Origin of the sequence: Enterobacter hormaechei ATCC 49162 (genome assembly GCF_001875655.1) — a bacterium.
GTDB lineage: Bacteria > Pseudomonadota > Gammaproteobacteria > Enterobacterales > Enterobacteriaceae > Enterobacter > Enterobacter hormaechei.
In genome coordinates this window covers 2432817-2458227 of sequence record NZ_MKEQ01000001.1, presented here as the reverse complement: position 1 = coordinate 2458227, position 25411 = coordinate 2432817, and the positions used below count along the sequence as shown (strand labels likewise).

The window sequence follows — 25411 nt, the reverse complement described above, 5'->3', positions numbered from 1 at the left end:
TTCACTCATCGGGGACGGCCCCAACTTGTCTTTAAGTTAAGGAGCCTGAAATGTCCTGGATCGTTCTTGTAGTTGCCGGTTTGCTCGAAGTGGTATGGGCAATTGGTCTGAAATACACCCACGGTTTTACCCGCCTGACGCCCAGCGTCATCACCATCGCTGCGATGATTGTCAGTATCGTCATGCTGTCATGGGCGATGCGGACCTTGCCAGTTGGAACGGCTTACGCTGTCTGGACGGGCATTGGCGCGGTAGGGGCTGCCATTACCGGCATTCTGCTGCTGGGGGAATCTGCGAGTCTGGCGCGCATCGCCAGCCTCGCGCTGATTGTTGCGGGTATCATCGGGTTAAAACTCAGTACGCACTAATGCGGCTGTTGCACCCAGATTAATTTCGTCACATCAAACCCTTGCCGGGTCGCTATGTCCAGCATCTGCTGTTTCATTTCCGCCGGGATCGTTGGCGTGCGGGAGAGGAGCCAAAGATAGTTGCGATCCGGCCCACACACCAGCGCGTGGCGGTACTCTCTGTCCAGCGCAATGACGTTGTATCCGCCGTAGAATGGGCCGATAAATGAAATTTTCATGGCTGCGCGGTTAGAGGCGCCGGTGAAATAGGCCTGACCAACCGACTGCTGCCACATCTGGCGATCCGGGTTATAGCCGCGGTTAATGACCTGGATCCCGCCGTCATCCCTCGCGCTGTAGCTGGCCGTGACCTTCTCTAAGCCCCGTTCGAACTGATGGTCCATTCGGGCGATTTCATACCAGGTGCCGAGGAAGCGCTGAGCGTCGAAATTACTGACTACCGTGACGCCAGGCGGAGGAGTAGGGGAACTGCAAGCAACCACTAAAAACGCGGCTGTTACTGCGGCAATAACAGGCAGAATGCGCATAGGAGTTTCCTTACTGTTTTTTGTTAAGTGTAGATGACAGCAGGGAAAATGCGGGAGATTGTGCAGGGTGTTTTGCCGGGTAAGGCGAAGCCGCCACCCGGCAATGTTTTACTGTAGTGCGTCGAGGATATGGTATGCCGCCTCAACGCGTGCCGGATTCGGATAGCTTTTATTCGCGAGCATCACAATACCGATCTGCTTTTCAGGAATAAATGCCACGTAGCTGCCAAACCCGCCAGTAGAGCCCGTTTTATGGACCCAGGACGCTTTGACCGGGGGAACCGGTGGATTCACTTCTGCCACGGGCAACGGCGCCAGTGCCACCTTATTGTCGCTGCCCTCGATCACTGTTTTGGCCTCCACGGGCCAGTTGAGCATTTCCCAGCCCAGGCCCTGATACATTGACCCGATACGCCAGTAGCGCGACTGCGCCAGCGCGATGCCCTGCTTGAGTGAGGCATCAGCAACGTTCTCCGGCGCCATGTTCGCCATCACCCAGTTCGCCATATCCTGCACGTTAGTTTTCACGCCATAGGCCTCTGCGTCCAGCATACCCGGTGAAACGTGGACCGCTTTACCGTCACGATAACCCCAGGCGTAATGCGCCGCTTCCGCTTTCGGAACGTTAATCCAGGTATGGTTCAGCCTGAGCGGCTTGAAGACCCGCTTCGTCATGGCCTACTCATAGCGCATGCCGGAAGGTTTGACCGCCAGCGCGCCAAAAAGTCCGATGCTGGCATTGGCGTAAAGACGCGTTGTGCCAGGCTTCCACTGCGGTTGCCAGTGTTGATAAAAGCGCAGCAGGGAGGCGTTATCCGTGACCTCTTCCGGTACCTGTAGAGGCAGGCCGCCCGCGGTGTAGGTTGCGAGATCCAGCATACGAATACCCTGCCACTGCTTGCCCGTCAGTTCAGGCCAGTATTTGATCACCGGATCATCCAGCGAAATTTCACCGCGAGCAATGGCATCCCCACCTAAAACGCCGGTGAAGGTTTTACTTATAGAACCTAGCTCGAACAGGGTTTGTGGCGTAACGGGTTTTTTGGCCGCAATATCGGCTTCGCCAAACGTGTAATAGTGCGGTTTTCCCTGATAGATAACGGCCACCGCCATGCCTGGAATAGCCTGGGCTTTCATCAGCGGGGTAACCGTATTCGCGACCACCTCCGCCAGCTGTTTTTCTGATACTGGCGCGGCGAGAGCAGCGCCAGAGATGGCGAGCAGCAGGGCGCAGCAAAAGGATTTTTTCATCATCAATCATCTTCCGTAATAGCGAGTCAAGGGGATGTCCGGGCCCGTCAGACAGGCGTAGTCTGTTGGATTTGACTGTGCCTGACAAACGGTTAAATTTAGCATTAGCTGTTAATTTTTCTAACGGATGAGACCGTGACGCGAAGCTACCTCCCTCTTAATTCGCTTCGAGCCTTTGAAGCCGCCGCAAGACACCTCAGCTTTACGCATGCGGCCATTGAACTGAACGTGACGCACTCGGCCATTAGCCAGCATGTGAAAACGCTGGAGCAGCACCTGAACTGTCAACTGTTCGTTCGCGTTTCGCGCGGGCTGATGTTGACTACCGAGGGCGAGAATTTACTGCCGGTGCTGAACGATTCGTTCGATCGAATTGCCGGAATGCTGGATCGCTTCGCTAACCATCAGGCGCAGGAGAAGCTGAAAATCGGCGTGGTGGGTACCTTTGCGACCGGGGTTTTATTTTCACAGCTGGACGATTTTCGTCGTGGCTATCCGCACATCGATCTTCAGCTTTCCACCCATAACAACCGCGTTGATCCGGCTGCCGAAGGGCTTGATTATACAATCCGCTACGGTGGCGGGGCGTGGCACGGCACCGAGGCTGAATTTCTTTGTCGTGCGCCGCTCGCGCCGCTGTGTACGCCCGATATCGCTGCCAGCCTGCACAGCCCGACCGACATCCTCAGGTTTACGCTGCTGCGCTCCTACCGACGCGACGAGTGGACCGCATGGATGCAGGCGGCCGGTGAGCATCCCCCTTCGCCAACGCACCGCGTGATGGTCTTTGATTCGTCCGTAACTATGCTGGAGGCCGCTCAGGCAGGAGTGGGCATTGCCATTGCGCCTGTCGATATGTTTACCCATCTGCTAGCCAGCGAACGCATTGTGCAGCCCTTTGCGACGAAGATTGAGCTAGGCAGCTACTGGCTGACCCGATTGCAGTCCCGGGCAGAAACGCCCGCCATGCGTGAATTTTCCCGGTGGCTTGTGGAGAAAATGAAAAAATAAAAAGCCCGCCGGATGGCGGGCCTGTTCAGTCAGATAGTGACCACGGCAATCAGCGTGACGACCGTCAGAATGGTCGCCAGACCGTAGAAGACCCATTTACCGCTTGGCACATGGATTTTCAGATCGTGCATTGCATGGTGGATACGGTGCAGACCGCACCACAGCGGCAGGACAATCATCAGGAAGATGAACACGCGGCCAATAAAGCTGCTCGCAAAGGCCAGCACGCGCTCATAGCTCAGCGCATCGCCCGGGAACAGCCCCAGCGGCAGCATGATCCCGACCAGCAGGATAATGACCGGGGCAATAATGGCGCTCCACATACCGCCTGCGCCAAACAGTCCCCAGAAGACCGGCTCGTCTGAACGTTTTGGATTTGGATTGATCACAGTAGTCTCCTTACCAGAACAGTGCGACAAACAGAATGACCACAGAGACAACTGCCGTCACTGCCCACAGCCCTTTAATGACCGGCTCTGGCCCCATTTTCTCGCCTTTTACAATGATGTTCGCTGCTTTTGGCGCCAGTTCAAACCAGGTTTTGGTATGAAGCAGCGCGGCGGCGAGCACAATCAGGTTCAGCACAACAATGATTGGGTTTTGCAGGAAGCTCACAAAACTGGCCCAGGCTTCCGGGCCGTGCTTAAGAGCATAAACCCCGTACATCAGTTCAAGGCTGAACCAGACCGCGGGAACTGCCGTGCCTTCACGCAGCATATAGAAGCGATAAAACGGCAGTTTTTTCCACCAGGTGGACGGCATTGGTCGCACGTAGGCTTTGCGTTTAGTCGTCATCATGCACTCCTTAGCGTGGTTTCAGGGTAGCGATAAGAAAGTCTTTCGAACTTTCCACTTTGCCCTGCTGAATGGCGGCGGCCGGGTCGACATGCTTCGGACAAACTTCGGAGCAGTAACCGACAAACGTGCAGGTCCAGACCCCGTTCTGGCTGTTGAGCTGGGCCATACGTTCTTTTTTGCCGTGATCGCGGCTGTCTTCGTTGTAGCGGTGCGCCAGAGTAATGGCGGCCGGGCCGATGAACTCCGGGTTCAGGCCAAACTGCGGACAGGCGGCGTAGCACAGGCCACAGTTGATGCAGCCAGAGAACTGGTGGTATTTCGCCATCTGTGCGGGCGTCTGAGTGTTTGGGCCCTGATCCGGCGTGCGCGGGTTGCCAATGATGTACGGCTTAATCGCTTCGAGGCTTTCGATAAAGTGGGTCATGTCGACCACCAGATCGCGCTCAATCGGGAAGTTGCCCAGCGCTTCAACCTTGATGCCTTTGGTGTAATCACGCAGGAAGGTTTTGCACGCCAGCTTCGGCACCTTGTTGACCATCATGCCGCAGGAGCCGCAGATTGCCATGCGGCAGGACCAGCGGTAGCTCAGGTCTGGCGCCAGGTTATCTTTGATATAACCGAGCGCATCCAGCAGGGAGGTTTGCTCGTCGTAAGGGACTTCATAGAAAGCGCTGTGCGGTGCGGCGTCCACTTCCGGATTGTAGCGCACCACTTCAATTTTCAGTTTTTGCATCTCAGCCATTCGCCTTCTCCTTCTTATCGGCGGCTTCTGCTTCTGCACCGTACACGCGTTTCGCTGGTGGCAGCGTGGTGATTTTCACATCGCTGTAGTCCAGACGGGTGGTGCCATCCGCATCGCGCCAGGCGAGAGTGTGTTTAAGGAAATTGACGTCGTCACGTTCGGTGCAGCCCTCATCCAGACGCTGGTGCGCGCCGCGGGACTCTTTACGCGCCAGTGCGGAGTGAGCCATACATTCTGCGACGTTCAGGCCGTGGCCCAGCTCAATGGTATAAAGCAGGTCGGTATTGAAGACGCTGGACGTGTCGGTGATGCGTACGCGTTTGAAGCGCTCCTGCAACTCGGCCAGCTTGTCGACGGTTTTCTGCATCAGTTCAGGCGTACGATAGATCCCGCAGCCTTCTTCCATCGACAGCCCCATTTCGTCGCGGATCTTCGACCAGTTTTCGTTACCTTCCTGGTTCACCAGGTCTTTCAGCCGTTTTTCGACGTCTGCAACCTGTGCATCCAGCGCGGCGCTGTTAGCTTCACCTGCCGTTGCGGCACGCTCCATCGCGCGTTCGCCCGCCATGCGGCCAAAGACCACCAGCTCAGCCAGCGAGTTCGAGCCCAGACGGTTTGCGCCGTGCAGACCCACGGAGGAACATTCGCCCACGGCAAACAGCCCTTTGATGCGGGTTTCGCACTGCTGATCGGTCTCGATACCGCCCATGGTGTAGTGCGCGGTTGGACGCACCGGGATCGGCTCTTTCACCGGGTCGACGCCCACATAGGCTTTTGCCAGTTCGCAGATGAACGGCAGACGCTCCAGCAGTTTCTTCTCGCCCAGGTGACGCAGGTCGAGATGTACCACGTCGCCGCGCGGCGTGGAGATGGTGTTGCCTTTGCGCCACTCGTGCCAGAAAGCCTGGGAGACTTTGTCGCGTGGGCCGAGTTCCATGTATTTGTTTTTCGGCTCGCCAAGCGGGGTTTCCGGACCCATACCGTAATCCTGTAGATAACGGTAACCATTTTTGTTGACCAGAATACCGCCTTCGCCGCGGCAGCCTTCCGTCATCAGGATGCCGGAGCCGGGCAGGCCGGTTGGGTGATACTGAACAAATTCCATATCACGCAGCGGCACGCCGTGGCTGAGCGCCATGCCCATACCGTCACCGGTGACGATCCCGCCGTTGGTGTTATAGCGATATACACGTCCCGCGCCGCCCGTTGCCATCACCACCGCATTCGCGCGGATCTGGACAAGCGTGCCTTCCATCATGTTCATCGCCACCAGCCCGCGCGCATGACCGTCGTCGACCAGAATGTCGAGAACAAAATGTTCGTCAAAGCGCTGGATTTGTGGGAACTGGAGGGAGGTCTGAAACAGGGTGTGCAGCATGTGGAAGCCGGTCTTATCGGCGGCGAACCAGGTGCGTTCGATTTTCATGCCACCGAAGCGGCGGACATTGACGCTCCCGTCCGGACGGCGGCTCCACGGGCATCCCCACTGTTCCAGCTGGGTCATTTCCGTTGGGCAATGGTGAACGAAGTAATCAACGACATCCTGTTCGCAAAGCCAGTCGCCCCCTGCAACCGTGTCGTGGAAATGGTATTCGAAGCTGTCATGATCCTGCGCGACGGCGGCGGATCCTCCTTCTGCGGCTACCGTGTGGCTGCGCATCGGATAGACTTTTGAAATCAATGCGATTTTAGCGTTCGGATTGGCTTGTGCCGCAGCAATTGCAGCGCGTAATCCAGCCCCGCCAGCGCCTATTACGGCAAGATCGGCTTGAAAAGTTTGCACGACATTCCTCCAGATTTTTGTTTTCCCGCAACGGAATGAACTAAAGGACGTTCACCTGCCCGAATGGACGATTGCGGAAGCGATTCCACTGCTCCTTTATGGGTAAAACAGTATAACCGCGTAGACGTGAGGGAAATTTGACGTGTTCGATTTTTTTGCTGTTCTGTGCGGTGATTTATCATCGTGATTAATGAATGGCGTCACAGTATTTCTCTGTGCAATGAAAAGGGACTTTTACTGTGCAAAATTTGTCTCTGCCCCGGCTTACGAGTAGACTTCGTGCCCTTGTCTGAAAACGGAGAAATAACTCATGAGCGAAACGGCCACCTGGCAGCCGAGCGCATCCATTCCAAACCTGCTAAAGCGCGCAGCAATTATGGCGGAGATCCGCCGCTTCTTTGCGGATCGCGGCGTCCTGGAGGTGGAAACGCCGTGCATGAGTCAGGCGACGGTCACGGATATTCATCTGGTCCCGTTTGAAACCCGTTTTGTTGGCCCAGGCCACTCTCAGGGCATGAATCTGTATCTGATGACCAGCCCGGAATACCATATGAAGCGTCTGCTGGCGGCCGGATGTGGTCCGGTCTATCAGCTGTGCCGTAGCTTCCGTAATGAAGAGATGGGCCGCCACCATAATCCGGAATTCACCATGCTGGAGTGGTATCGTCCGCACTACGACATGTATCGTCTGATGAACGAAGTCGACGATCTGCTGCAACAGGTGCTGGATTGCGCAGAAGCGGAAACGCTCTCCTATCAGCAGGCCTTCCAGCGCCATCTGGAAATCGATCCGCTGTCGGCTGATAAAACACAGCTGCGCGAAGTGGCGGCAAAACTGGATCTGAGCAACGTGGCCGATACCGAAGAGGATCGCGACACGCTGCTGCAACTGCTGTTCACCTTTGGCGTTGAACCGCAGATTGGCAAAGATCGTCCGACGTTTGTCTATCACTTCCCGGCCAGCCAGGCCTCACTGGCGCAGATCAGTACCGAAGATCACCGCGTGGCGGAGCGTTTTGAGGTCTATTTCAAAGGCATCGAGCTGGCGAACGGTTTCCACGAGCTGACCGACGCACGCGAGCAGCAGCAGCGTTTCGAGCAGGATAACCGCAAGCGCAACGCACGTGGCCTGCCGCAGCAGCCGATTGATACTCATCTGCTGGAAGCGCTTAAAGCCGGTCTGCCGGACTGCTCCGGCGTGGCGCTGGGTGTGGATCGTCTGGTCATGCTGGCGCTGGGCGCGGAACAGCTGGGCGATGTGATTGCCTTTACGGTCGATCGCGCCTGAAAAAATGCCGGGTGGCGCTGTCGCTTACCCGGCCTACTCGGTCATTTAACCCTGCCACATTAAAAACTGCTATTTCCTCTAAACACGGGTCTTATTCTTAATTTGACTCGGATAGCCACAATCTTTGTCTGGTCATCTGCTACCATCCGCGCAGTTTAATTCCGTTTCGGATGGTTATATGTCTCACTCACTTAAAAAAATGACCCTAACCGGGCTCATCCTGATGATTTTTACGTCCGTCTTTGGCTTTGCCAATAGCCCGTCCGCGTTTTATTTGATGGGCTACAGCGCGACACCGTTTTATATCGTTTCCGCTCTGTTCTTCTTTATTCCGTTTGCGCTGATGATGGCCGAGATGGGTTCAGCTTACCGGAAAGAAGAGGGCGGCATCTATTCGTGGATGAACAACAGCGTCGGTCCGCGTTACGCGTTTATCGGTACGTTCATGTGGTTTTCATCCTACGTCGTCTGGATGGTCAGCACGGCGGCCAAGGTCTGGGTGCCGTTCTCAACGTTTCTTTTCGGTGCGGATAAAACGCAGGTCTGGTCCCTGGCGGGGCTAAGCTCCACGCAGGTGGTCGGTATTCTGGCGGTGTGCTGGATGGTGGTGGTCACGCTGGTGGCCTCCAAAGGCATCAACAAAATTGCCCGTATCACCGCGGTTGGGGGTATTTCCGTAATGTGCCTGAACCTGGTGCTGCTGCTGGTCAGCATCGCCATTCTGTGCCTGAACGGCGGGCATTTCGCACAGGAAGTCAACTTCGTTTCATCGCCTAATCCAGGTTACCAGTCCGGGCTGGCCATGCTCTCCTTCGTGGTGTTTGCCATCTTTGCTTACGGCGGTATTGAAGCCGTGGGCGGGCTGGTCGACAAAACCGAAAACCCGGAAAAGAACTTCGCCAAAGGCATTATTTTTGCCGCCATCGTCATTTCCATTGGCTACTCACTGGCGATTTTCCTCTGGGGCGTCAGCACCAACTGGCAACAGGTGTTGAGCAATAACACCACTAACCTCGGCAACATTACCTACGTGCTGATGAAAAGCCTGGGGATGACGCTGGGCAACGCCATGGATCTCGCGCCGGAAACGTCGGCCACACTAGGGGTCTGGTTTGCGCGGATTACCGGCCTGTCGATGTTCCTCGCCTATACGGGCGCGTTCTTCACGCTGATCTACTCGCCGCTGAAAGCGATTATTCAGGGGACACCAAAGGCGCTGTGGCCTGCAGGTATGACGCAGCTTAATGCTGCCGGTATGCCTGCCAACGCGATGTGGATGCAGTGCCTGCTGGTATGCGTGTTTATTCTGCTGGTGTCCTTTGGCGGCGATACCGCATCGGCGTTTTATAACAAGCTGACCCTGATGGCGAACGTATCGATGACGCTTCCGTATCTGTTCCTGACGCTGGCGTTCCCGTTCTTTAAGGCGAAGCAGGATCTGGAGCGGCCGTTTGTGATCTTCAAAACCCGCGCGGCGACGCTGCTGGCGACCACTGTTGTGGTGCTGGTCGTCGCGTTCGCCAATATCTTTACCGTCATTCAGCCTGTGGTTGAGGCAAATGACTGGAACAGCACGCTGTGGATGGTTGGCGGACCGATCTTCTTCTCGCTGCTGGCAATGGGAATTTATGAGCATTACCGTCGTCGTTCGACGGCCTGTGTAGCAGAAGTGGCGTAAAGGATTGACCCCCTCCCGACGGGGAGGGGGAAAGGATTACAAACTTCCCGCCGGGCGCGTGCGCGCCGCTGACGTCAACGTTCTTCCTGTCTTACGTCCGTCCAGCGTTTCCAGACGCATCTGGAACGGTGGGAACGGCATATCAATTCCGTGCTCGCGGAAGCCAGCCAGAATCAGCTGGTGGATCTCATGGCGCAGCGGCATACGGTGTCCCATCTCCGCGGCATAGATACGCAGCTCGAAAATCTGAATCCCCTGCTGCAAATCAACCAGGAACACCTCCGGCGGCGGGTTGTCGATTACCAGCGAACACCGTTCAGCAGCCGTATAGAGGATTTGCGTCACCTCTTCGCTGTTGGCATCCGACGGGGCGGGTACGGTCAGCACCACACGCGTGACGGAGTCGGACAGCGACCAGTTGATAAACTGCTCGGTGATAAACGCCTTGTTCGGGACGATGATCTCTTTACGGTCCCAGTCGCTGATGGTGGTGGCGCGGGTGTTGATTCGGGTGACGCTGCCGGTCAGATCGCGGATAGTCACCGTATCGCCAATTCGGATCGGCTTTTCAAACAGAATGATCAGACCAGAAACGAAGTTGGCAAAGATCTCCTGTAAACCAAAGCCCAGGCCAACGGTCAGGGCGGCAACCAGCCATTGAAGTTTTGACCATTCGATACCAATCATCGAGAAGCCAACCAGCCCACCAAACAGCATGATTAAATACTTGGTGATGGTGGTGATCGCATAGCCCGTGCCGGGGGTTAAATCCAGATGCTGCAACAGCGCCAGCTCCAGCAGGGCAGGGAAGTTACGTATCAGCTGCGTGGTGATGATCAGCACCAGAATCGCAATCAGCACTGCCCCCAGGGTGATGGGCTCCAGGCTTTCGACCCCCTGCACCGTGGACGTCACATCCCACAACGAGATGTTCTCCAGGAAGCCAAACGCGGAGTGGATTTCCGACCACAGGAAGATCACCGACAGCAGGGCAACCAGCATCAGAATTGAGCGCACCAGCCGCAGGGACTGGGTGCTGATCGCATCCAGATCCAGTTCGACGTCATCGGCGTCTGTCGTCCCTTCGGTACTGTTGACATGGTTCGGCTCTTCCTCGCCCCGCGCACGCTGGGCAAGGATTTCTGCGCGGCGATGTTTGGCACGGTCAAACGCCAGGCGACGACGCTGGATCAGCATGCCACGGCGGATCACATGGTAGACCACCAGCAGCAGGAACCAGATAGCGACCGACGTTTCCAGTCGTGCGAGCAGCGCCTGCGATGTGGCGAGATAACCGACCGCTGCCGCCAGCATCGCCGCCAGCGGTGCGCTGAGCAGCAGGTTCCACAGCAGACGGTTAAACATGTTATCGCCACTGCCGGTCTTGTCGAGATAGAGCGGGATCCCGGCACGTTTCAGGCTGAGCGTCACCACCGCTAACGCCCCGCAGATCAGCATAAAGCACAGCCGTCCCAGCGAGCCGGAGAACTCCCTGTCATTGAGATTATCGAACATGATCAACGCCATAATCAGCGGCACAATCAGCCCGATACTCATCAGGTAGTAACGCATCGCCCGCGCAACGCGATTACGCGGCCAGCCAAAGTGAGCGATGAACAGACCATTTGGCCGCGCAAACGTGGCGCAAATCATCACCACCCACAGCAGCGGAACGGTGGCGGTCACGCCATCGCCAATCGCGACGGCAAGCGGATAGGGCCAGGCTTCACGCAGGCCGTATCCGAGCGTCATCCACAGCACCGGCAGCGGAGACGCGACCAGAATTGACCAGAACACCGTACGCAGCGTCAGCCAGAAGTGATCCTGGGTCACTTTACCCACACGGGCGCTGGAGCGCTCAAGGAAACGGGTGAAGTGACGACGGGAATAAATACTGAAGCCCACCAGAATCAGCGCCCCCAGCAGCGGGAAGATGGTCTCCTTGCTGGTTATCATCATTACGCTGGCGAGGCCCAGCTGGCTGAAGGTGTCCAGCGAAATGAGGCGGCGCAGGTCCTGAACGATCTCAATCGGCCAGGCGAAGGTCATCGGCCTCACGTCGGACGTCCAGAAAAGGTAACGGTGCGTGGCTTCGTTGACCTCTTTCAGCGCATCCTCCAGCTGGCTGTTCGACACTTTCAGCTTGGTCAGCTCCAGGATCAGCGTATCGCCTCCCTGTAACAGGGAATTGAGCAGTTCGCGTTGGGTGCGCAGCTGGGCTTCCAGAATACGACTTTGCTCGCCGGTGAGCGGCTGGCCGTCAGCCTGACGGATCTGGCGGATTTGCGGCTGCTTGTTGAGGAGGTCTTCATAATGAAGACGCTGAACGCGCAACTGCGCCATTTCAGTATCAAGCTGCTGCGGTTTTGGCATCTCTGGCAGACGGGCGACCTGTGCGCGTAACGCTTCGCCCAACAGGTTAGACGAGCCAAGCCACTGGGACTGTTCGCGCAGCGTATTGAGCGCCTGACGAACCTGAAGGGTTTGATTGGTGGCCTGACGCTGCTGCGACGCGACCAAATCCATGCGCTGCGCCTGCTGATTCAGCGCGGCAGAAAGCTCGCGGTTAACCTTAAACTGGGCGACGATGCTGTCGGGCAGGTTAGCGCTGTTTTCGGCCAGTAATTCGGTGCTTTCCAGCGCACGTTCAGCTTCACGCTGACGCTGGCTGTTGAGTTGATTTCTGAGCGCCTGGAGATACGCATCCAGCTGCTGGCTCTGCTTCTGCGCCAGTTCGGAACGCATCCGCGACAGTTCCTGGCGGTTGTTTGCGGAAAGCTGCGCCAGCTCCAGTTCATCGACCAGCGCTTTAAGTCTGGCGGATTCCGCCTGTAGACCAAGATTTTGCGCCTGATTCTGCGGTGTGTTGCCTGTCTGCGTCCCGATGCGGCGTTCCACCTCATTTAGCTGACGGCGGGCATCGGTTTGCTGCTGTGGAAGCTGGCTGAGGGAATCGGCAATTTCACGCGCCCGTTCCTGCTCCTGCTGCGCCAGACGGCTTTTTTCCAGTAGCTGGCTGCTGACTTGCAGGATCTCCTGATTCAGCGCCTCGGACGTCATCCCCGCGGGGACCTGGCGTGGTTCATCGCGCAGGTTGTTGAGCTGCGAGCGCAGGGTCTGAGAGAGTTTGGGGAAGTTGTCGATAACCTGCTGATATTGCTGCGCGCGCTCAAGGGAACCCTTTCGTTCCTCAAGCGCGTTCAGTGCAGACTGGAGCGACTCGACAGTCTCCGGCTGAGCGGGTTTCGCCGCTTTAGCCTGTTCCAGCTCCTGGGTTATCTGTTTGGCGTCGGGGGCCGTCGCTGCGTACGCCCCCATGCTGAGGCACCAGGCCATCAGTAATACGATAATCGGGCGCACGTCAGCGATCCTTCTGTTGTTAGCCTTCGTCTTTTTTGTCGTCAACCAGCGGGCTGGCATCGTGCTCGGCTTTGATCTCTTCTTCCGGCAACGGGGCAGGTGCAACGTCTGGCGTTGCAAAGACTTCAGTCGATACAGCCAGAGGCTGGCCGAGTTTGGTCACCGACAGGCTTTCCAGCTCGTCGACCAGGTTCACTTTACCCGGCGCGAACAGGTTGATCACCGTTGAGCCGAGCTTGAAGCGGCCCATCTCCTGACCTTTCAGCAGGGCCACAGACCCGTCTTCTTCGCCGGCAGGCCAGGTCCAGCGCTTGATCACGCCTTCGCGTGGCGGAGTAATGGTGCCCGCCCAGACGGTTTCGATGCTGCCTACAATGGTAGCACCCACCAGAATCTGCGCCATTGGGCCAAATTCAGTGTCAAACAGGCAGATGACGCGCTCGTTACGGGCAAACAGGTTAGGGACGTTTTGCGCCGTCAGATGGTTTACGGAGAACAGATCCCCCGGCACGTAGATCATCTCGCGCAGGATACCGTTACACGGCATATGCACGCGGTGGTAGTCGCGCGGGGAGAGATAGGTGGTCGCGAAAGTCCCGTTGCGGAACAGATCGGCCATCAGGTAGTTACCGGCCAGCAGCGCTTCCAGGCTGTAGTTATGGCCTTTCGCCTGCAAAATTTTGTCGTCTTCAATTTTACCCAGCTGGCTGATCACGCCGTCAGCAGGCATCACCAGCACGTTCGGGTCGGTATTCAGCGGGCGCACTTCGTCGCGCAGCGGACGCACAAAAAATTCGTTGAAGGTGCGGTAGCTTGCCGTATCCGGCTTCTGCGCTTCTTTCATGTCGACCTTGTAGTATTTCACGAACAGGTCGATGACCAGTTTGGTCAGCCATCCCGCTCGTTTGCTCGCGCCCCAGCCCGCCAGGCGAGTGAGCCACAGTTTCGGCAGAATGTATTGAAGCGAAAGTTTAAATGAGTTTAACAAGGTAGCCTCCAGGCCATTGTTTTGTCGTTCCTGATCCGGCATTACGCTGCCGGAACCTGAAAAAAGGGGACGATTTTAGCGACGCTTAGCTTAGTTGTCAGTTATCAGAATCAGAAAAGTTTTTACGCGTTTTTACCTGGTCCATGCTTTCGAGAATACGGTGATAATTCTCGAAACGGGTTTCCGCAATTTCACCGTTCTCCACCGCTTCGCGGATGGCGCAGCCCGGATCGTTGTCATGTTTACAGTCGCGGTATTTGCAAGCGCCTAAATAGTCATGGAATTCGACAAATCCATTAAAGATTTGTTCCGGCTCAAGGTGCCAGAGACCAAATTCACGCACCCCCGGGGAATCAATCACATCGCCGCCGTGCGGGAAGTGATAGAGACGTGAGGCGGTGGTGGTGTGCTGACCGAGGCCGGAGACGTCTGATACATCGTTGGTCAGGATCGCTTGCTGAAGGCCAAGCAGGTTATTAAGCAGGCTCGATTTACCCACGCCGGACTGCCCTGCAAAGATGCTGATGCGGTCGGTTAACGCATCTTCTAACGGCTTCAGGCCATCTTTGGTGCGGCTGGATACCATCAAAACGCGATAACCAATATTGCGGTAGATGTCCATCTGCTCATTCACAAAGGCCATGGCCTCGTCATCCAGCAGATCGATTTTGTTCAGTACGATGAGCGGCTCAACCTGTAGCGTTTCGCAGGCCACCAGGTAACGGTCAATAATATTGAGCGAAAGCTCAGGTAAAATCGCCGAAACGATGACGATCTGGTTAATGTTTGCGGCAATGGGCTTTACGCCATCGTAGAAATCAGGACGGGTAAGTACCGACGTGCGTTCATGCACGGCTTCAACGATGCCTTTAACCGTTACCCCTTCCGCCGCCTCCTTGCCTGGACGCCAGACCACGCGGTCACCGGTCACCAGTGAACGGATAGTGCGACGGATATTGCAACGGTGGATATCCCCGTCGGCAGATTCGACATCGGCGTGCATGCCGAAGCGGCTAATCACAACGCCTTCTGTCGCTTCGCCAAACAGGTTGTCGTCGTAATCGGGCTTCTCCGTAGTGGTTTTAAGACGGCGCTGGTGATTGGCATTCACACGGCGCTGCTGCCCTTTGGAGAGTTTATTTTTACTCAATCGCGCTGGCTCCTGGTCGCCCATAGCGGGCAAAACCTCTATGATACACTCTAATTAATACTAGTTAACCTGCTACTGCCGGTTATGCGAGAAGGGTGGAAAATAACATGAGCGCGGACGAAAACAACCTGATTTGGATCGATCTGGAGATGACCGGTCTGGATCCCGAGCGCGATCGCATTATTGAGATCGCCACACTGGTCACCGATGCCAATCTCAATATTCTGGCGGAAGGCCCAACGATTGCCGTGCACCAGTCCGATGACCAGCTTGCGCTGATGGATGAGTGGAACGTGCGTACCCATACCGGCAGCGGGCTGGTGGAACGCGTGAAAGCCAGCACCCTGGGTGATCGCGAAGCGGAACTGGCAACGCTTGAATTTCTGAAGCAGTGGGTGCCAGCAGGAAAATCGCCTATCTGTGGCAACAGCATTGGTCAGGATCGTCGTTTCCTGTTTAAGTACATGCCGGAACTGGAGTCCTATTTCCACTACCGCTATCTGGACGTGAGCACCCTGAAAGAGCTGGCCCGTCGCTGGAAACCGGAAATTCTCGACGGCTTCACGAAGCAGGGGACGCACCAGGCAATGGACGACATCCGCGAGTCTGTTGCGGAGCTGGCGTACTATCGCGAAAACTTTATTAAGCTCTGATTTTGCGATCCGGCGCGTTGCGCAGCCTGGTTTTTGACGTTAAATTGTGCAGCTTGCCGATTAAATAAGCACTTGAACTGAATTTCAAAAAAATCGCTTTGAGGGGGGTTGCAGCTAAACGGATTTCTCGTATAATGCGCCTCCCGTAACGACAGAGAATTACACGTTACGACAGCAACAAAAGCAGTAAAGATTTGCGGGAATAGCTCAGTTGGTAGAGCACGACCTTGCCAAGGTCGGGGTCGCGAGTTCGAGTCTCGTTTCCCGCTCCAAAATTTGAAAAGTATCGCAAGATACGCCAGCACCAGAACACCCAAGCGGGAATAGCTCAGTTGGTAGAGCACGACCTTGCCAAGGTCGGGGTCGCGAGTTCGAGTCTCGTTTCCCGCTCCAAAATTTGAAAGTATCGCAAGATACGCATAGCACCAGAACACCCAAGCGGGAATAGCTCAGTTGGTAGAGCACGACCTTGCCAAGGTCGGGGTCGCGAGTTCGAGTCTCGTTTCCCGCTCCAAATTCTTCTTCTTCTCAAGATTATCCACAGCGAAATGCTTCGTTGGGGATGTTTTCTATTGTATTTGAAATACTCTTGTGAACAGAGTTATCCACAGAAAGCGCGATAAAACCAGCCTGTACAAAATGTTAGCAGGGTGAATAATATCTTCGTAACTCGATGAAATTAATCAAGAAATTTTGATTTCAAAATGTTATTGAGATCACTTGACCTGTTTGCCAGCGCTGATGGCGCCTGAATTCTTATTTTTATTCACAGCCTGTGAATATATCACACATCGCGTGGCAGCCCTTTTTCAATCACCCTGACCAGGCGCTGTTTCTTCGGTAACTGCACTTCTACCACGCCCGCATTTCGCTTTTCAATTTGCTGCGCAATCGCCCATTCTATGTGCTCATCAAGAAGTGGGTGCTCACCTCTCCGGCTTTCGAGTGCCTGAAGATTTGCTTCATCCCACGGGGCATTCCCCAGCGCAACGGCCACATTACGCAGCCAGCGCAGGTGGCCGATACGACGTATGGCGGAACCTTCCGTTACTTTCAGGAACCAGGCTTCGCTCCAGGCGAACAGTTCGATTAGCTGCGGGGCATGTAACGCCTTGCGTGGACTGAAGTCTTCTTCGTCCGTCAACTGTGAATAACGGTTCCACGGGCAAATCAGCTGGCAGTCATCACAGCCGTAGATGCGGTTGCCGATTAGCGGGCGAAATTCCTCTGGAATGGCACCTTCCAGTTCGATGGTGAGATAGGAAATACAGCGGCGCGCATCAACGGTATACGGTTCAACAATAGCGCCTGTTGGGCAGATGGTCATACAGGCCACACAGCGGCCACAGCCTTCTTCCACCGGACCGTCTATCGGCAGGGGTAAATCAATCAGCAGTTCACCCAGGAAAAAAAACGAACCCGCATCGCGGCTTAAGATAAGTGAGTGCTTACCTGTCCAGCCAAGCCCCGCTTTTTCAGCGATCGGGCGCTCAAGAATAGGCGCAGAATCGACAAAGGGTCTAAAATTCAGCGAAACACAGTGCTGCTGAATGGTTTCCCCGAGCTTTTTTAGACGGTTGCGCAGAAGTTTGTGGTAATCACGTCCCAGCGCGTATCGGCTGACGTAACCCAGCGAAGGATTTTTTAGCGTGCGCGCAAAGGCCGCGTTAGCGGGCAAATAGTTCATGCGTACGCTAATGACGCGCAACGTACCTGGCAACAGTTCGTGGGGGCGGGCACGCATCATACCGTGACGCGCCATCCACTCCATCTCGCCGTGGTATTGTTTATCCAGCCATGCCTGTAGCTTAGGCTCACTGGCAGAGAGGTCGGTGTCAGTAATACCGACCTTCTGGAAGCCCAGTTCAGCACCCCACTGTTTTATTTTTTGCGCTAATTCATTGAGATCGAGGGGCTGTGACATGACGGACCATACTGTGAAGAAAAACCCCGCAAGTATACCACATTCCATCTGGCATGCGGATGACCTTCGTCGGGCCGAGAAAGAGGCCGCAGACAGCCTGGGCATTACCCTTTACGAACTGATGCAGCGTGCTGGCGAGGCGGCCTTTAACGTGGCGCGCATGGCTTATCCGGATGCCTCGCACTACCTGATACTGTGCGGGCACGGCAATAACGGTGGTGATGGCTATGTGGTGGCTCGTCTTGCCGTGGCGGCGGGGCTGCGCGTCACCCTGCTGGCGCTGGAGAGCGACAAGCCGCTACCAGAAGAAGCGGGCCTGGCCAGAGAAGCCTGGCTGAATGCGGGGGGCATCATTCATGCGCCTGATATCGTTTGGCCCGATGATGTTGACGTGATTGTTGATGGTCTGCTGGGGACGGGGCTGATGCGTGCGCCTCGCGATAATGTCGCCGCGCTGATTACGCGCGCTAATGCGCACCCCGCCCCGGTGGTGGCGCTGGATATTCCCTCCGGCCTGATGGCCGAAACCGGCGCGACGCCGGGCGAAGCAATCGAGGCTGCGCACACTGTGACCTTTATTGCCCTGAAACCGGGCCTGCTTACCGGTAAGGCACGGGATGTCGTGGGCACGTTACACTATACCGCCCTGGGGCTGGAAAACTGGCTGGCCGGACAAGATACTCACATCACCCGCGTTGACGCGTCCCGGCTTACGCAGTGGCTGCCGCCGCGTCGGCCAACGTCCCATAAGGGCGACCATGGTCGGCTGGTCATTATTGGTGGCGATCACGGAACGGCAGGTGCGATTCGTATGACAGGAGAGGCCGCGTTGCGTTGCGGCGCCGGGTTGGTACGCGTGCTGACCCGCAGTGAAAACATTCCGCCGATAATTACCGCGCGTCCGGAATTAATGGTCCATGAACTTACCCCTGAGACGCTCGAAGAGAGCCTTGAATGGGCCGATGTGGTGGTGATCGGTCCGGGGCTTGGTCAGCAGAGTTGGGGTAAAGCGGCCCTGCAAAAGGTCGAGAATTTTCGTAAACCGATGCTGTGGGATGCCGACGCGCTTAACCTTCTGGCAATAAACCCGGATAAGCGTCACAATCGCATTCTGACGCCGCACCCCGGCGAAGCCGCACGGCTGCTTAACTGTAGCGTGGCAGAAATTGAAAGCGATCGCTTACTTTCTGCCCAACGTCTGGTAAAACGTTACGGAGGTGTTGCCGTTTTGAAAGGGGCGGGGACGGTCATTGCCAGCGATGATGCGACAGGCATTATTGATGCCGGTAATGCAGGCATGGCGAGCGGCGGTATGGGCGATGTGCTCTCTGGCATTATCGGCGCATTGCTCGGACAGAAACTTCCCCTTTATGATGCAGCCTGTGCTGGCTGTGTGGCCCACGGTGCGGCGGCTGACAGGCTGGCTGCCCGCTATGGAACGCGCGGTATGCTGGCCACCGATCTTTTTTGCACGCTGCGGCGTGTTGTTAACCCGGATGTGATTGACGTAGAAAATGACTAATCGAGCGATTCCTTTACCTGATGAACAAGCCACTTTAGATCTCGGCAAGCGCGTGGCGCAGGCCTGTCAGGGGGCGACCGTCATTTATCTGTATGGCGATTTAGGCGCGGGTAAAACAACCTTCAGCCGTGGCTTTTTGCAGGCGTTAGGCCATAACGGGAACGTAAAAAGCCCGACCTATACGCTGGTAGAACCGTACACGCTTGAAAATATCATGGTGTACCACTTTGATTTATATCGTCTTGCGGATCCTGAGGAGCTGGAATTTATGGGGATCCGCGATTACTTTGCCAACGACGCCATCTGCCTGGTGGAGTGGCCGCAACAAGGTGCGGGTGTGCTGCCTGACCCGGATGTCGAAATTCACTTAGATTACCAGGCACAAGGGCGTGAGGCGCGCATCAGTGCGGTTTCCTCATCAGGCTGTTCCTTACTGGCGCGTTTAGCCGGTTGAGCGTAGGGATAACGGGATGATTAATCGCGTTAAAGGTTGGGTGTTGGCTGCCACGGTCCTGCTGTGCGCGCAGGCCGGGGCGGCCAGCCTCTCGGATATTCAGGTGTCGAATGGCGATAGCCAGGCCCGTATTACATTCAGCTTTATGGGCGACCCTGAATATGCTTTCTCACAAATCGACAGCCGCAGCGTGGCGCTCGATATTAAACAGACCGGGGTGATCCAGGGGCTGCCGCTCCAGTTCAGCGGTAACAATCTGGTGAAAAGCATCCGTTCGGGGACGCCGAAGGATGCGCAGTCTCTGCGTCTGGTGGTCGATCTCACCGAAAAAGGCAAAACGAAGGCGGTTAAGCAGCAAAACGGCGCGAACTATACGGTGGTCTTCACCATCAATGCTGACGTGCCGCCGCCTCCACCGCCTGCACCGGTTGTGGCAAAACGCGTGGAAGCGCCGGTTTATACCCCGCGTCCGTCAGAGCCAGCCCGTAATCCGTTTAAATCACAAAATGACCGACTTACCGCCGTGACCAGCAGCAACACGGTGACGCGTCCGGCGGTCAGCGCGCGGCGTACGCCGGTCAGTGGCGACAAAGTGATTATCGCCATTGACGCCGGACACGGCGGGCAAGATCCTGGCGCGATTGGCCCGGGCGGCACGCGGGAGAAAAACGTCACTATCGCCATTGCCCGTAAGCTGCGTACGCTTCTGAATGACGATCCGATGTTTAAAGGGGTCATGACCCGCGACGGAGATTATTTTATTTCGGTGATGGGTCGCTCGGATGTGGCGCGTAAGCAAAACGCCAACTTCCTGGTGTCGATTCACGCGGATGCTGCGCCGAACCGTAACGCCACCGGTGCGTCGGTATGGGTGCTGTCGAACCGTCGCGCCAACAGTGAAATGGCGAACTGGCTTGAAGAGCACGAGAAGCAGTCTGAACTGTTAGGCGGGGCAGGGGATGTGCTGGCAAACAGTCAGGCCGATCCGTATCTCAGCCAGGCAGTGCTGGATTTACAATTCGGTCATTCTCAGCGCGTCGGGTATGATGTCGCCACTAACGTACTGAACCAGCTGCAAAGCATTGGATCGCTGCATAAGCGTCGTCCGGAGCATGCGAGCCTCGGTGTCCTGCGTTCGCCGGATATTCCGTCGATTCTGGTGGAGACGGGCTTTATCAGTAATCACGGCGAAGAGCGTTTACTGGGAAGCGACAACTATCAGCAGCAAATTGCCGAAGCGATTTACAACGGTCTGCGTAAATACTTTGACGCGCATCCGCTTCAGTCTGCGCCGCAGGGCGGGGCAGCCCAGACGGCAAGCGCCGCGCTGCCGGGTGAAATGACCGCGACTAATTAAGGAGAGTTCATGCCGATTCAGGTTCTACCGCCGCAGCTCGCGAACCAAATCGCCGCCGGTGAGGTGGTGGAACGCCCTGCGTCGGTAGTGAAAGAGCTGGTGGAAAACAGCCTTGATGCGGGGGCGACCCGCATCGATATCGATATCGAACGCGGAGGCGCAAAGCTCATCCGCATTCGTGACAACGGCTGTGGCATCAAAAAGGACGAACTGGCGCTGGCGCTGGCGCGTCATGCCACCAGTAAAATTGCGTCACTCGACGATCTGGAAGCGATTATCAGCCTGGGTTTTCGCGGCGAAGCGCTGGCCAGTATCAGCTCCGTTTCCCGCTTAACGTTGACCTCCCGCACGGCCGACCAGCAGGAAGCCTGGCAGGCCTACGCTGAAGGGCGCGATATGGACGTCACGGTGAAACCGGCGGCGCACCCTGTCGGCACTACCCTTGAAGTGCTGGATCTGTTCTACAACACCCCCGCTCGCCGCAAGTTTATGCGAACCGAGAAGACCGAATTCGGACATATCGACGAGATCATCCGCCGCATTGCGCTGGCGCGTTTTGATGTCACCCTTAACCTCAGCCATAACGGTAAGGTGATGCGCCAGTACCGCGCGGTGGCGGAAGGCGGGCAAAAGGAGCGTCGGCTGGGGGCCATCTGCGGCACACCGTTTCTGGAAAAAGCGCTGTCCATTGAGTGGCAGCATGGCGATCTGGCCCTGCGCGGCTGGGTTGCCGATCCGAACGCCAGCAGCGCCGCGTTCGCTGAAATTCAGTACTGCTATGTGAATGGCCGCATGATGCGTGACCGCCTGATTAATCACGCCATTCGCCAGGCCTGCGAAGATAAGCTCGGCGCCGATCAACAGCCCGCCTTTGTGCTTTATCTGGAGATCGACCCGCATCAGGTTGACGTTAACGTTCACCCCGCCAAGCATGAGGTGCGCTTCCACCAGTCGCGCCTGGTGCATGATTTTATCTATCAGGGCGTTGCCGCTGTATTGCAGCAGCAGGCAGAGCCAGAGTTGCCGCTGGCAAAAGAAGAACCGGCGCCGCGCCCACTGCCGGAAAACCGCGTGGCGGCGGGGCGTAACCATTTTGCTGAACCGGCGGTAGCACGCGAGCCAGCTGCCCCACGTTTATCCCCGGCGGGCAACGCACCGCGACCAACCGGCGCTAACTATCCCAACGCTCAGCCGGGCTATCAAAAACAGCAGGGAGCGCTGTACCGTAAACTGCTGGATACCCCGGCGGTAGAGCATAAAGAGCACATCACGGTTTCACCCCCCTCTCTGGATGGACATAGCCAGAGTTTTGGGCGGGTACTGACCATTGTTGCTCCCGACATGGCGTTGCTCGAACGTGAAGGTAAACTGCTGTTGCTGGCGCTTTCCGTAGCGGAGCGCTGGCTCAAACAGGCGCAATTAACCCCGGGGGTGAATGCCGCCTGCGCGCAGCCGCTGTTGATTCCCGTTCGCCTGAAAATATCCCCTGAAGAAACAGGGGTTTTGCGAAGGGTGCAGACGCAACTGGCCGAAATGGGGATTGAAATCGTACTGGACGCGCAGCATGTGACAATTCGCGCAGTGCCTTTACCCTTACGCCAACAAAATTTACAAAACTTGATTCCTGAACTGATAGGCTACCTGGCGCAGCAAACGACGTTTGATGCCGCCGATACCGCGCAGTGGATCGCCCGCCATCTGGCCAGCGAACATGCACCGTGGAGTATGGCGCAGGCGATCACCGTGCTGGCGGAGGTGGAACGCCTCTGTCCGCAGCTGGTGAAAGCACCACCAGGTGGCTTGTTACAACCTGTTGATTTACAAACGGCGATGACCGCCCTGAAACATGACTGATGTAAGTAAGGCGAGCCTGCCAAAGGCAATTTTTTTAATGGGCCCAACGGCCTCTGGCAAAACAGCGTTAGCCATTGAGTTACGTAAAGTTTTGCCAGTAGAGTTGATTAGCGTAGATTCTGCCCTCATTTATCGAGGGATGGACATCGGCACGGCGAAGCCCAACGCAGACGAACTGCGTGCAGCGCCGCACCGTTTGCTGGATATTCTCGACCCGGCACAGGCTTACTCCGCAGCAGATTTTCGCCGCGACGCCTTAGCCGAGATGGCCGAGATTACCGCCGCGGGACGCATACCGCTGCTGGTTGGCGGAACCATGCTCTACTTCAAGGCGCTGCTGGAGGGGTTATCGCCTCTGCCATCGGCCGATCCGGAAGTCAGAGCGAAGATTGAGCAGCAGGCGGCAGAGCAGGGGTGGGACGTTTTGCACAAGCAACTGGAGGAGATTGACCCGGTTGCCGCAGCGCGGATCCACCCAAACGATCCGCAAAGGCTTTCCCGGGCACTGGAAGTTTTTTTCATTTCGGGTAAAACTTTAACGGAACTGACGCAAACGTCAGGAGACGCTCTGCCGTATCAGGTGCATCAGTTCGCCATCGCCCCGGCGAGCCGTGAACTGCTCCATCAACGAATTGAGCAGCGTTTTCATCAGATGTTGGCTTCAGATTTTGAAGCAGAAGTGCGGGCGCTTTTTGCCCGTGGAGATTTGCATACGGACATGCCTTCCATTCGTTGTGTGGGATACCGCCAGATGTGGTCGTATCTTGAAGGCGAGATTTCATACGATGAAATGGTTTATCGAGGTGTTTGCGCCACGAGACAGTTAGCGAAGCGCCAGATCACCTGGTTGCGCGGTTGGGAGGGGGTTCACTGGTTAGACAGTGAAAAACCACAACAGGCGTTAAACGAAGTGATTGAGGTTGTTGGTGATATCGCTGACTGAATGTGTACAATTAAGCCGTATCGTGCGCAATTTTTCAGAATCGCAAGGTTCTAAGTACAAAACAAGCATATAAGGAAAAGATAGAATGGCTAAGGGGCAATCTTTACAAGATCCGTTCCTGAACGCATTGCGTCGGGAGCGTGTTCCAGTTTCTATTTATTTGGTGAATGGTATTAAGCTGCAAGGTCAGATTGAGTCTTTCGATCAGTTCGTGATCCTGTTGAAAAACACGGTCAGCCAGATGGTCTATAAGCACGCGATTTCTACTGTTGTTCCGTCCCGTCCGGTATCTCATCACAGCAATAACGCTGGCGGCGGCACTGGCAGTAACTACCATCACGGCAGCAACGCGCAGGGTTCATCTGCACCTGCGCAGGACAGCGAAGAAACCGAATAAGGTTTTGGGCTGTTATCCACACGGGGAGCCAGGGATCCTGCGTTCCCCGCTGATCTTTTTAGAGAGGTTTACGCTTGTTTGACCGTTATGACGCCGGTGAGCAGGCGGTGCTGGTACACATCTATTTTTCGCAAGACAAAGATATGGAAGACCTCCAGGAGTTTGAATCTCTGGTCTCTTCCGCCGGTGTCGAAGCAATGCAGGTGATTACCGGTAGCCGTAAAGCGCCGCACCCGAAGTACTTTGTTGGTGAAGGTAAAGCAGTTGAAATTGCGGATGCCGTAAAAGCAACCGGCGCATCTGTTGTGCTGTTTGATCATGCGCTGTCTCCGGCTCAGGAACGTAACCTGGAAGCTCTCTGCGAATGCCGTGTTATCGATCGCACGGGGTTGATCTTAGATATTTTTGCTCAGCGTGCGCGTACCCACGAGGGTAAGTTGCAGGTTGAGCTGGCGCAGCTGCGCCATCTGGCGACGCGTCTGGTGCGTGGCTGGACACACCTTGAAAGACAAAAAGGCGGGATTGGTTTGCGCGGCCCGGGTGAAACCCAGCTCGAAACCGACCGCCGTTTGCTGCGTGGTCGTATAACCCAGATCCTTTCACGTCTGGAACGTGTTGAGAAACAGCGCGAGCAGGGGCGTCGGGCGCGAACGAAAGCCGACATCCCAACGGTGTCGCTGGTGGGCTATACCAACGCCGGTAAATCCACCCTGTTTAACCAGATAACCGAGGCCCAGGTGTATGCCGCAGACCAGCTCTTTGCGACCCTGGACCCAACCTTGCGCCGTATTGACGTCGCAGACGTGGGTGAAACGGTGCTGGCGGATACCGTAGGGTTTATCCGTCATCTGCCGCACGATTTGGTGGCAGCGTTTAAAGCGACGTTGCAGGAGACGCGGCAGGCGACTCTCCTGCTGCACGTCATTGATGCGGCTGACGTACGCGTGCAGGAGAACATCGACGCGGTGAACGTGGTGCTCGAAGAGATCGACGCCCACGAAATTCCAACGCTGTTGGTGATGAACAAGATCGATATGCTGGACGATTTCGAACCGCGTATTGACCGAGATGAAGAGAACAAACCGATTCGGGTCTGGCTGTCTGCTCAGGCCGGGATTGGTGTGCCACTGCTTTTCCAGGCTTTGACAGAACGTCTTTCCGGTGAGGTAGCTCAGCACACGCTGCGACTGCCGCCACAGGAAGGCAGGCTGCGCAGCCGGTTTTATCAGCTTCAGGCGATAGAAAAAGAGTGGATGGAGGATGACGGCAGCGTGGGGATGCAGGTGCGTATGCCGATCGTTGACTGGCGTCGCCTCTGTAAACAAGAACCTGCGCTGGCGGACTATATCGTCTGATCAGAAAG

21 protein-coding genes, 3 tRNA genes and 1 pseudogene are annotated in these 25411 nt (G+C 56.1%); 15 read left to right on the top strand and 10 right to left on the bottom strand.

The window, feature by feature from the left end; all coding sequences use genetic code 11:
- Positions 1-50: 50 nt before the first annotated feature.
- Entirely contained in the window at positions 51-368 is a 318-nt protein-coding gene (sugE, locus tag BH712_RS12290) for a quaternary ammonium compound efflux SMR transporter SugE (RefSeq protein ID WP_000118522.1), read from the top strand.
- On the opposite strand, the gene BH712_RS12285 is transcribed toward sugE, so the two are convergent.
- A complete protein-coding gene (locus BH712_RS12285; protein WP_001221665.1) occupies positions 365-895 on the bottom strand; it encodes a lipocalin family protein in 531 nt (176 codons plus the stop codon). The genes sugE and BH712_RS12285 overlap by 4 nt on opposite strands.
- A 108-nt stretch (positions 896-1003) precedes the next feature.
- Positions 1004-2149, bottom strand: a pseudogene (blaACT, locus tag BH712_RS12280) (ACT family cephalosporin-hydrolyzing class C beta-lactamase).
- 132 nt (positions 2150-2281) lie between these two features.
- Here blaACT and ampR point away from each other — a divergent pair.
- The gene (gene ampR, locus BH712_RS12275; protein ID WP_006810405.1) at positions 2282-3157 is read left to right on the top strand and encodes a LysR family transcriptional regulator AmpR; all 876 of its coding nucleotides are present in this window, start codon (positions 2282-2284) and stop codon (positions 3155-3157) included.
- Between the two features lie 29 nt (positions 3158-3186).
- On the opposite strand, the gene frdD is transcribed toward ampR, so the two are convergent.
- The 4 genes from frdD to frdA are packed head-to-tail and all read right to left on the bottom strand — an operon-like array spanning position 3187 to position 6480.
- A complete protein-coding gene (gene frdD / locus BH712_RS12270) occupies positions 3187-3546 on the bottom strand; it encodes a fumarate reductase subunit FrdD (protein ID WP_000609653.1) in 360 nt (119 codons plus the stop codon).
- Between the two features lie 10 nt (positions 3547-3556).
- Complete coding sequence (gene frdC, locus BH712_RS12265; RefSeq protein WP_032673696.1) at positions 3557-3952, bottom strand: fumarate reductase subunit FrdC; 396 nt, start codon at positions 3950-3952, stop codon at positions 3557-3559.
- Positions 3953-3962: 10 nt separating this feature from the next.
- Positions 3963-4697, bottom strand: coding sequence for a fumarate reductase iron-sulfur protein (frdB, locus tag BH712_RS12260; protein WP_006810403.1), 735 nt, complete (start codon positions 4695-4697; stop codon positions 3963-3965).
- The gene (gene frdA, locus BH712_RS12255) at positions 4690-6480 is read right to left on the bottom strand and encodes a fumarate reductase (quinol) flavoprotein subunit (RefSeq protein ID WP_006810402.1); all 1791 of its coding nucleotides are present in this window, start codon (positions 6478-6480) and stop codon (positions 4690-4692) included. Before frdA ends, frdB begins: the two co-directional genes overlap by 8 nt.
- A 310-nt stretch (positions 6481-6790) precedes the next feature.
- Here frdA and epmA point away from each other — a divergent pair, with 310 nt between their 5' ends.
- Together epmA and yjeM are read left to right on the top strand one after the other, a co-directional pair.
- Positions 6791-7768, top strand: coding sequence for an elongation factor P--(R)-beta-lysine ligase (gene epmA / locus BH712_RS12250; protein WP_006810401.1), 978 nt, complete (start codon positions 6791-6793; stop codon positions 7766-7768).
- 178 nt (positions 7769-7946) lie between these two features.
- Positions 7947-9446 (top strand): glutamate/gamma-aminobutyrate family transporter YjeM, encoded by a 1500-nt coding sequence (yjeM, locus tag BH712_RS12245; protein ID WP_006810400.1) that lies wholly within the window; start codon positions 7947-7949, stop codon positions 9444-9446.
- Positions 9447-9482: 36 nt separating this feature from the next.
- Here the strand turns inward: yjeM and mscM are convergent, their stop codons facing one another.
- From mscM to rsgA, 3 genes are all read right to left on the bottom strand, one after another.
- Positions 9483-12806 carry a miniconductance mechanosensitive channel MscM gene (mscM, locus tag BH712_RS12240; protein WP_032673694.1) on the bottom strand — a complete coding sequence of 1108 codons (3324 nt, stop codon included), beginning with the start codon at positions 12804-12806 and terminating at the stop codon, positions 9483-9485.
- Positions 12807-12825: 19 nt separating this feature from the next.
- Positions 12826-13794, bottom strand: coding sequence for an archaetidylserine decarboxylase (asd, locus tag BH712_RS12235; protein WP_032673801.1), 969 nt, complete (start codon positions 13792-13794; stop codon positions 12826-12828).
- 97 nt (positions 13795-13891) lie between these two features.
- Positions 13892-14944, bottom strand: a complete 1053-nt coding sequence (rsgA, locus tag BH712_RS12230) for a small ribosomal subunit biogenesis GTPase RsgA (protein ID WP_169313201.1) — start codon at positions 14942-14944, stop codon at positions 13892-13894.
- A 107-nt stretch (positions 14945-15051) separates the two neighbouring features.
- Here rsgA and orn point away from each other — a divergent pair, with 107 nt between their 5' ends.
- From orn to BH712_RS12210, 4 genes are all read left to right on the top strand, one after another.
- Positions 15052-15597, top strand: coding sequence for an oligoribonuclease (gene orn / locus BH712_RS12225; RefSeq protein WP_003855965.1), 546 nt, complete (start codon positions 15052-15054; stop codon positions 15595-15597).
- A 196-nt stretch (positions 15598-15793) separates the two neighbouring features.
- A tRNA-Gly gene (locus BH712_RS12220) sits at positions 15794-15869 on the top strand.
- A 45-nt stretch (positions 15870-15914) separates the two neighbouring features.
- Positions 15915-15990 (top strand) — tRNA-Gly (locus BH712_RS12215).
- A 45-nt stretch (positions 15991-16035) separates the two neighbouring features.
- Positions 16036-16111, top strand: a tRNA-Gly gene (locus BH712_RS12210).
- 270 nt (positions 16112-16381) lie between these two features.
- Here BH712_RS12210 and queG read toward each other — a convergent pair.
- On the bottom strand, positions 16382-17521 hold the full coding sequence (gene queG, locus BH712_RS12205) for a tRNA epoxyqueuosine(34) reductase QueG (protein WP_006810396.1): 1140 nt from the start codon (positions 17519-17521) through the stop codon (positions 16382-16384).
- Between queG and nnr the strand changes: the two genes are divergently transcribed.
- The 7 genes from nnr (at position 17520) to hflX (ending at position 25403) form a co-directional block, all read left to right on the top strand.
- Positions 17520-19043 (top strand): bifunctional ADP-dependent NAD(P)H-hydrate dehydratase/NAD(P)H-hydrate epimerase, encoded by a 1524-nt coding sequence (gene nnr / locus BH712_RS12200; RefSeq protein ID WP_006810395.1) that lies wholly within the window; start codon positions 17520-17522, stop codon positions 19041-19043. The genes queG and nnr overlap by 2 nt on opposite strands.
- Entirely contained in the window at positions 19036-19497 is a 462-nt protein-coding gene (tsaE, locus tag BH712_RS12195) for a tRNA (adenosine(37)-N6)-threonylcarbamoyltransferase complex ATPase subunit type 1 TsaE (RefSeq protein WP_003855970.1), read from the top strand. The genes nnr and tsaE overlap by 8 nt, the downstream gene beginning before the upstream one ends.
- 16 nt (positions 19498-19513) lie before the next feature.
- Entirely contained in the window at positions 19514-20854 is a 1341-nt protein-coding gene (gene amiB, locus BH712_RS12190; RefSeq protein WP_006810394.1) for an N-acetylmuramoyl-L-alanine amidase AmiB, read from the top strand.
- Positions 20855-20863: 9 nt separating this feature from the next.
- Entirely contained in the window at positions 20864-22708 is a 1845-nt protein-coding gene (gene mutL, locus BH712_RS12185; protein ID WP_006810393.1) for a DNA mismatch repair endonuclease MutL, read from the top strand.
- Entirely contained in the window at positions 22701-23651 is a 951-nt protein-coding gene (gene miaA / locus BH712_RS12180) for a tRNA (adenosine(37)-N6)-dimethylallyltransferase MiaA (RefSeq protein WP_006810392.1), read from the top strand. Before mutL ends, miaA begins: the two co-directional genes overlap by 8 nt.
- Positions 23652-23736: 85 nt before the next feature.
- The gene (gene hfq, locus BH712_RS12175; protein WP_006810391.1) at positions 23737-24048 is read left to right on the top strand and encodes an RNA chaperone Hfq; all 312 of its coding nucleotides are present in this window, start codon (positions 23737-23739) and stop codon (positions 24046-24048) included.
- Positions 24049-24122: 74 nt separating this feature from the next.
- The gene (hflX, locus tag BH712_RS12170; protein ID WP_003855991.1) at positions 24123-25403 is read left to right on the top strand and encodes a ribosome rescue GTPase HflX; all 1281 of its coding nucleotides are present in this window, start codon (positions 24123-24125) and stop codon (positions 25401-25403) included.
- Positions 25404-25411 lie beyond the last annotated feature (8 nt).

What these genes read in the sequence shown, in the direction of transcription:
- BH712_RS12285 (WP_001221665.1), bottom strand. Translation starts at nt 895, where the DNA reads ATGCGCATTCTGCCTGTTATTGCCGCAGTAACAGCCGCGTTTTTAGTG.
- hfq (WP_006810391.1), top strand. Translation starts at nt 23,737, where the DNA reads ATGGCTAAGGGGCAATCTTTACAAGATCCGTTCCTGAACGCATTGCGT.
- frdB (WP_006810403.1), bottom strand. Translation starts at nt 4,697, where the DNA reads ATGGCTGAGATGCAAAAACTGAAAATTGAAGTGGTGCGCTACAATCCG.
- tsaE (WP_003855970.1), top strand. Translation starts at nt 19,036, where the DNA reads ATGACTAATCGAGCGATTCCTTTACCTGATGAACAAGCCACTTTAGAT.
- epmA (WP_006810401.1), top strand. Translation starts at nt 6,791, where the DNA reads ATGAGCGAAACGGCCACCTGGCAGCCGAGCGCATCCATTCCAAACCTG.
- frdC (WP_032673696.1), bottom strand. Translation starts at nt 3,952, where the DNA reads ATGACGACTAAACGCAAAGCCTACGTGCGACCAATGCCGTCCACCTGG.
- nnr (WP_006810395.1), top strand. Translation starts at nt 17,520, where the DNA reads ATGACGGACCATACTGTGAAGAAAAACCCCGCAAGTATACCACATTCC.
- queG (WP_006810396.1), bottom strand. Translation starts at nt 17,521, where the DNA reads ATGTCACAGCCCCTCGATCTCAATGAATTAGCGCAAAAAATAAAACAG.
- miaA (WP_006810392.1), top strand. Translation starts at nt 22,701, where the DNA reads ATGACTGATGTAAGTAAGGCGAGCCTGCCAAAGGCAATTTTTTTAATG.
- sugE (WP_000118522.1), top strand. Translation starts at nt 51, where the DNA reads ATGTCCTGGATCGTTCTTGTAGTTGCCGGTTTGCTCGAAGTGGTATGG.
- amiB (WP_006810394.1), top strand. Translation starts at nt 19,514, where the DNA reads ATGATTAATCGCGTTAAAGGTTGGGTGTTGGCTGCCACGGTCCTGCTG.
- yjeM (WP_006810400.1), top strand. Translation starts at nt 7,947, where the DNA reads ATGTCTCACTCACTTAAAAAAATGACCCTAACCGGGCTCATCCTGATG.
- mutL (WP_006810393.1), top strand. Translation starts at nt 20,864, where the DNA reads ATGCCGATTCAGGTTCTACCGCCGCAGCTCGCGAACCAAATCGCCGCC.
- orn (WP_003855965.1), top strand. Translation starts at nt 15,052, where the DNA reads ATGAGCGCGGACGAAAACAACCTGATTTGGATCGATCTGGAGATGACC.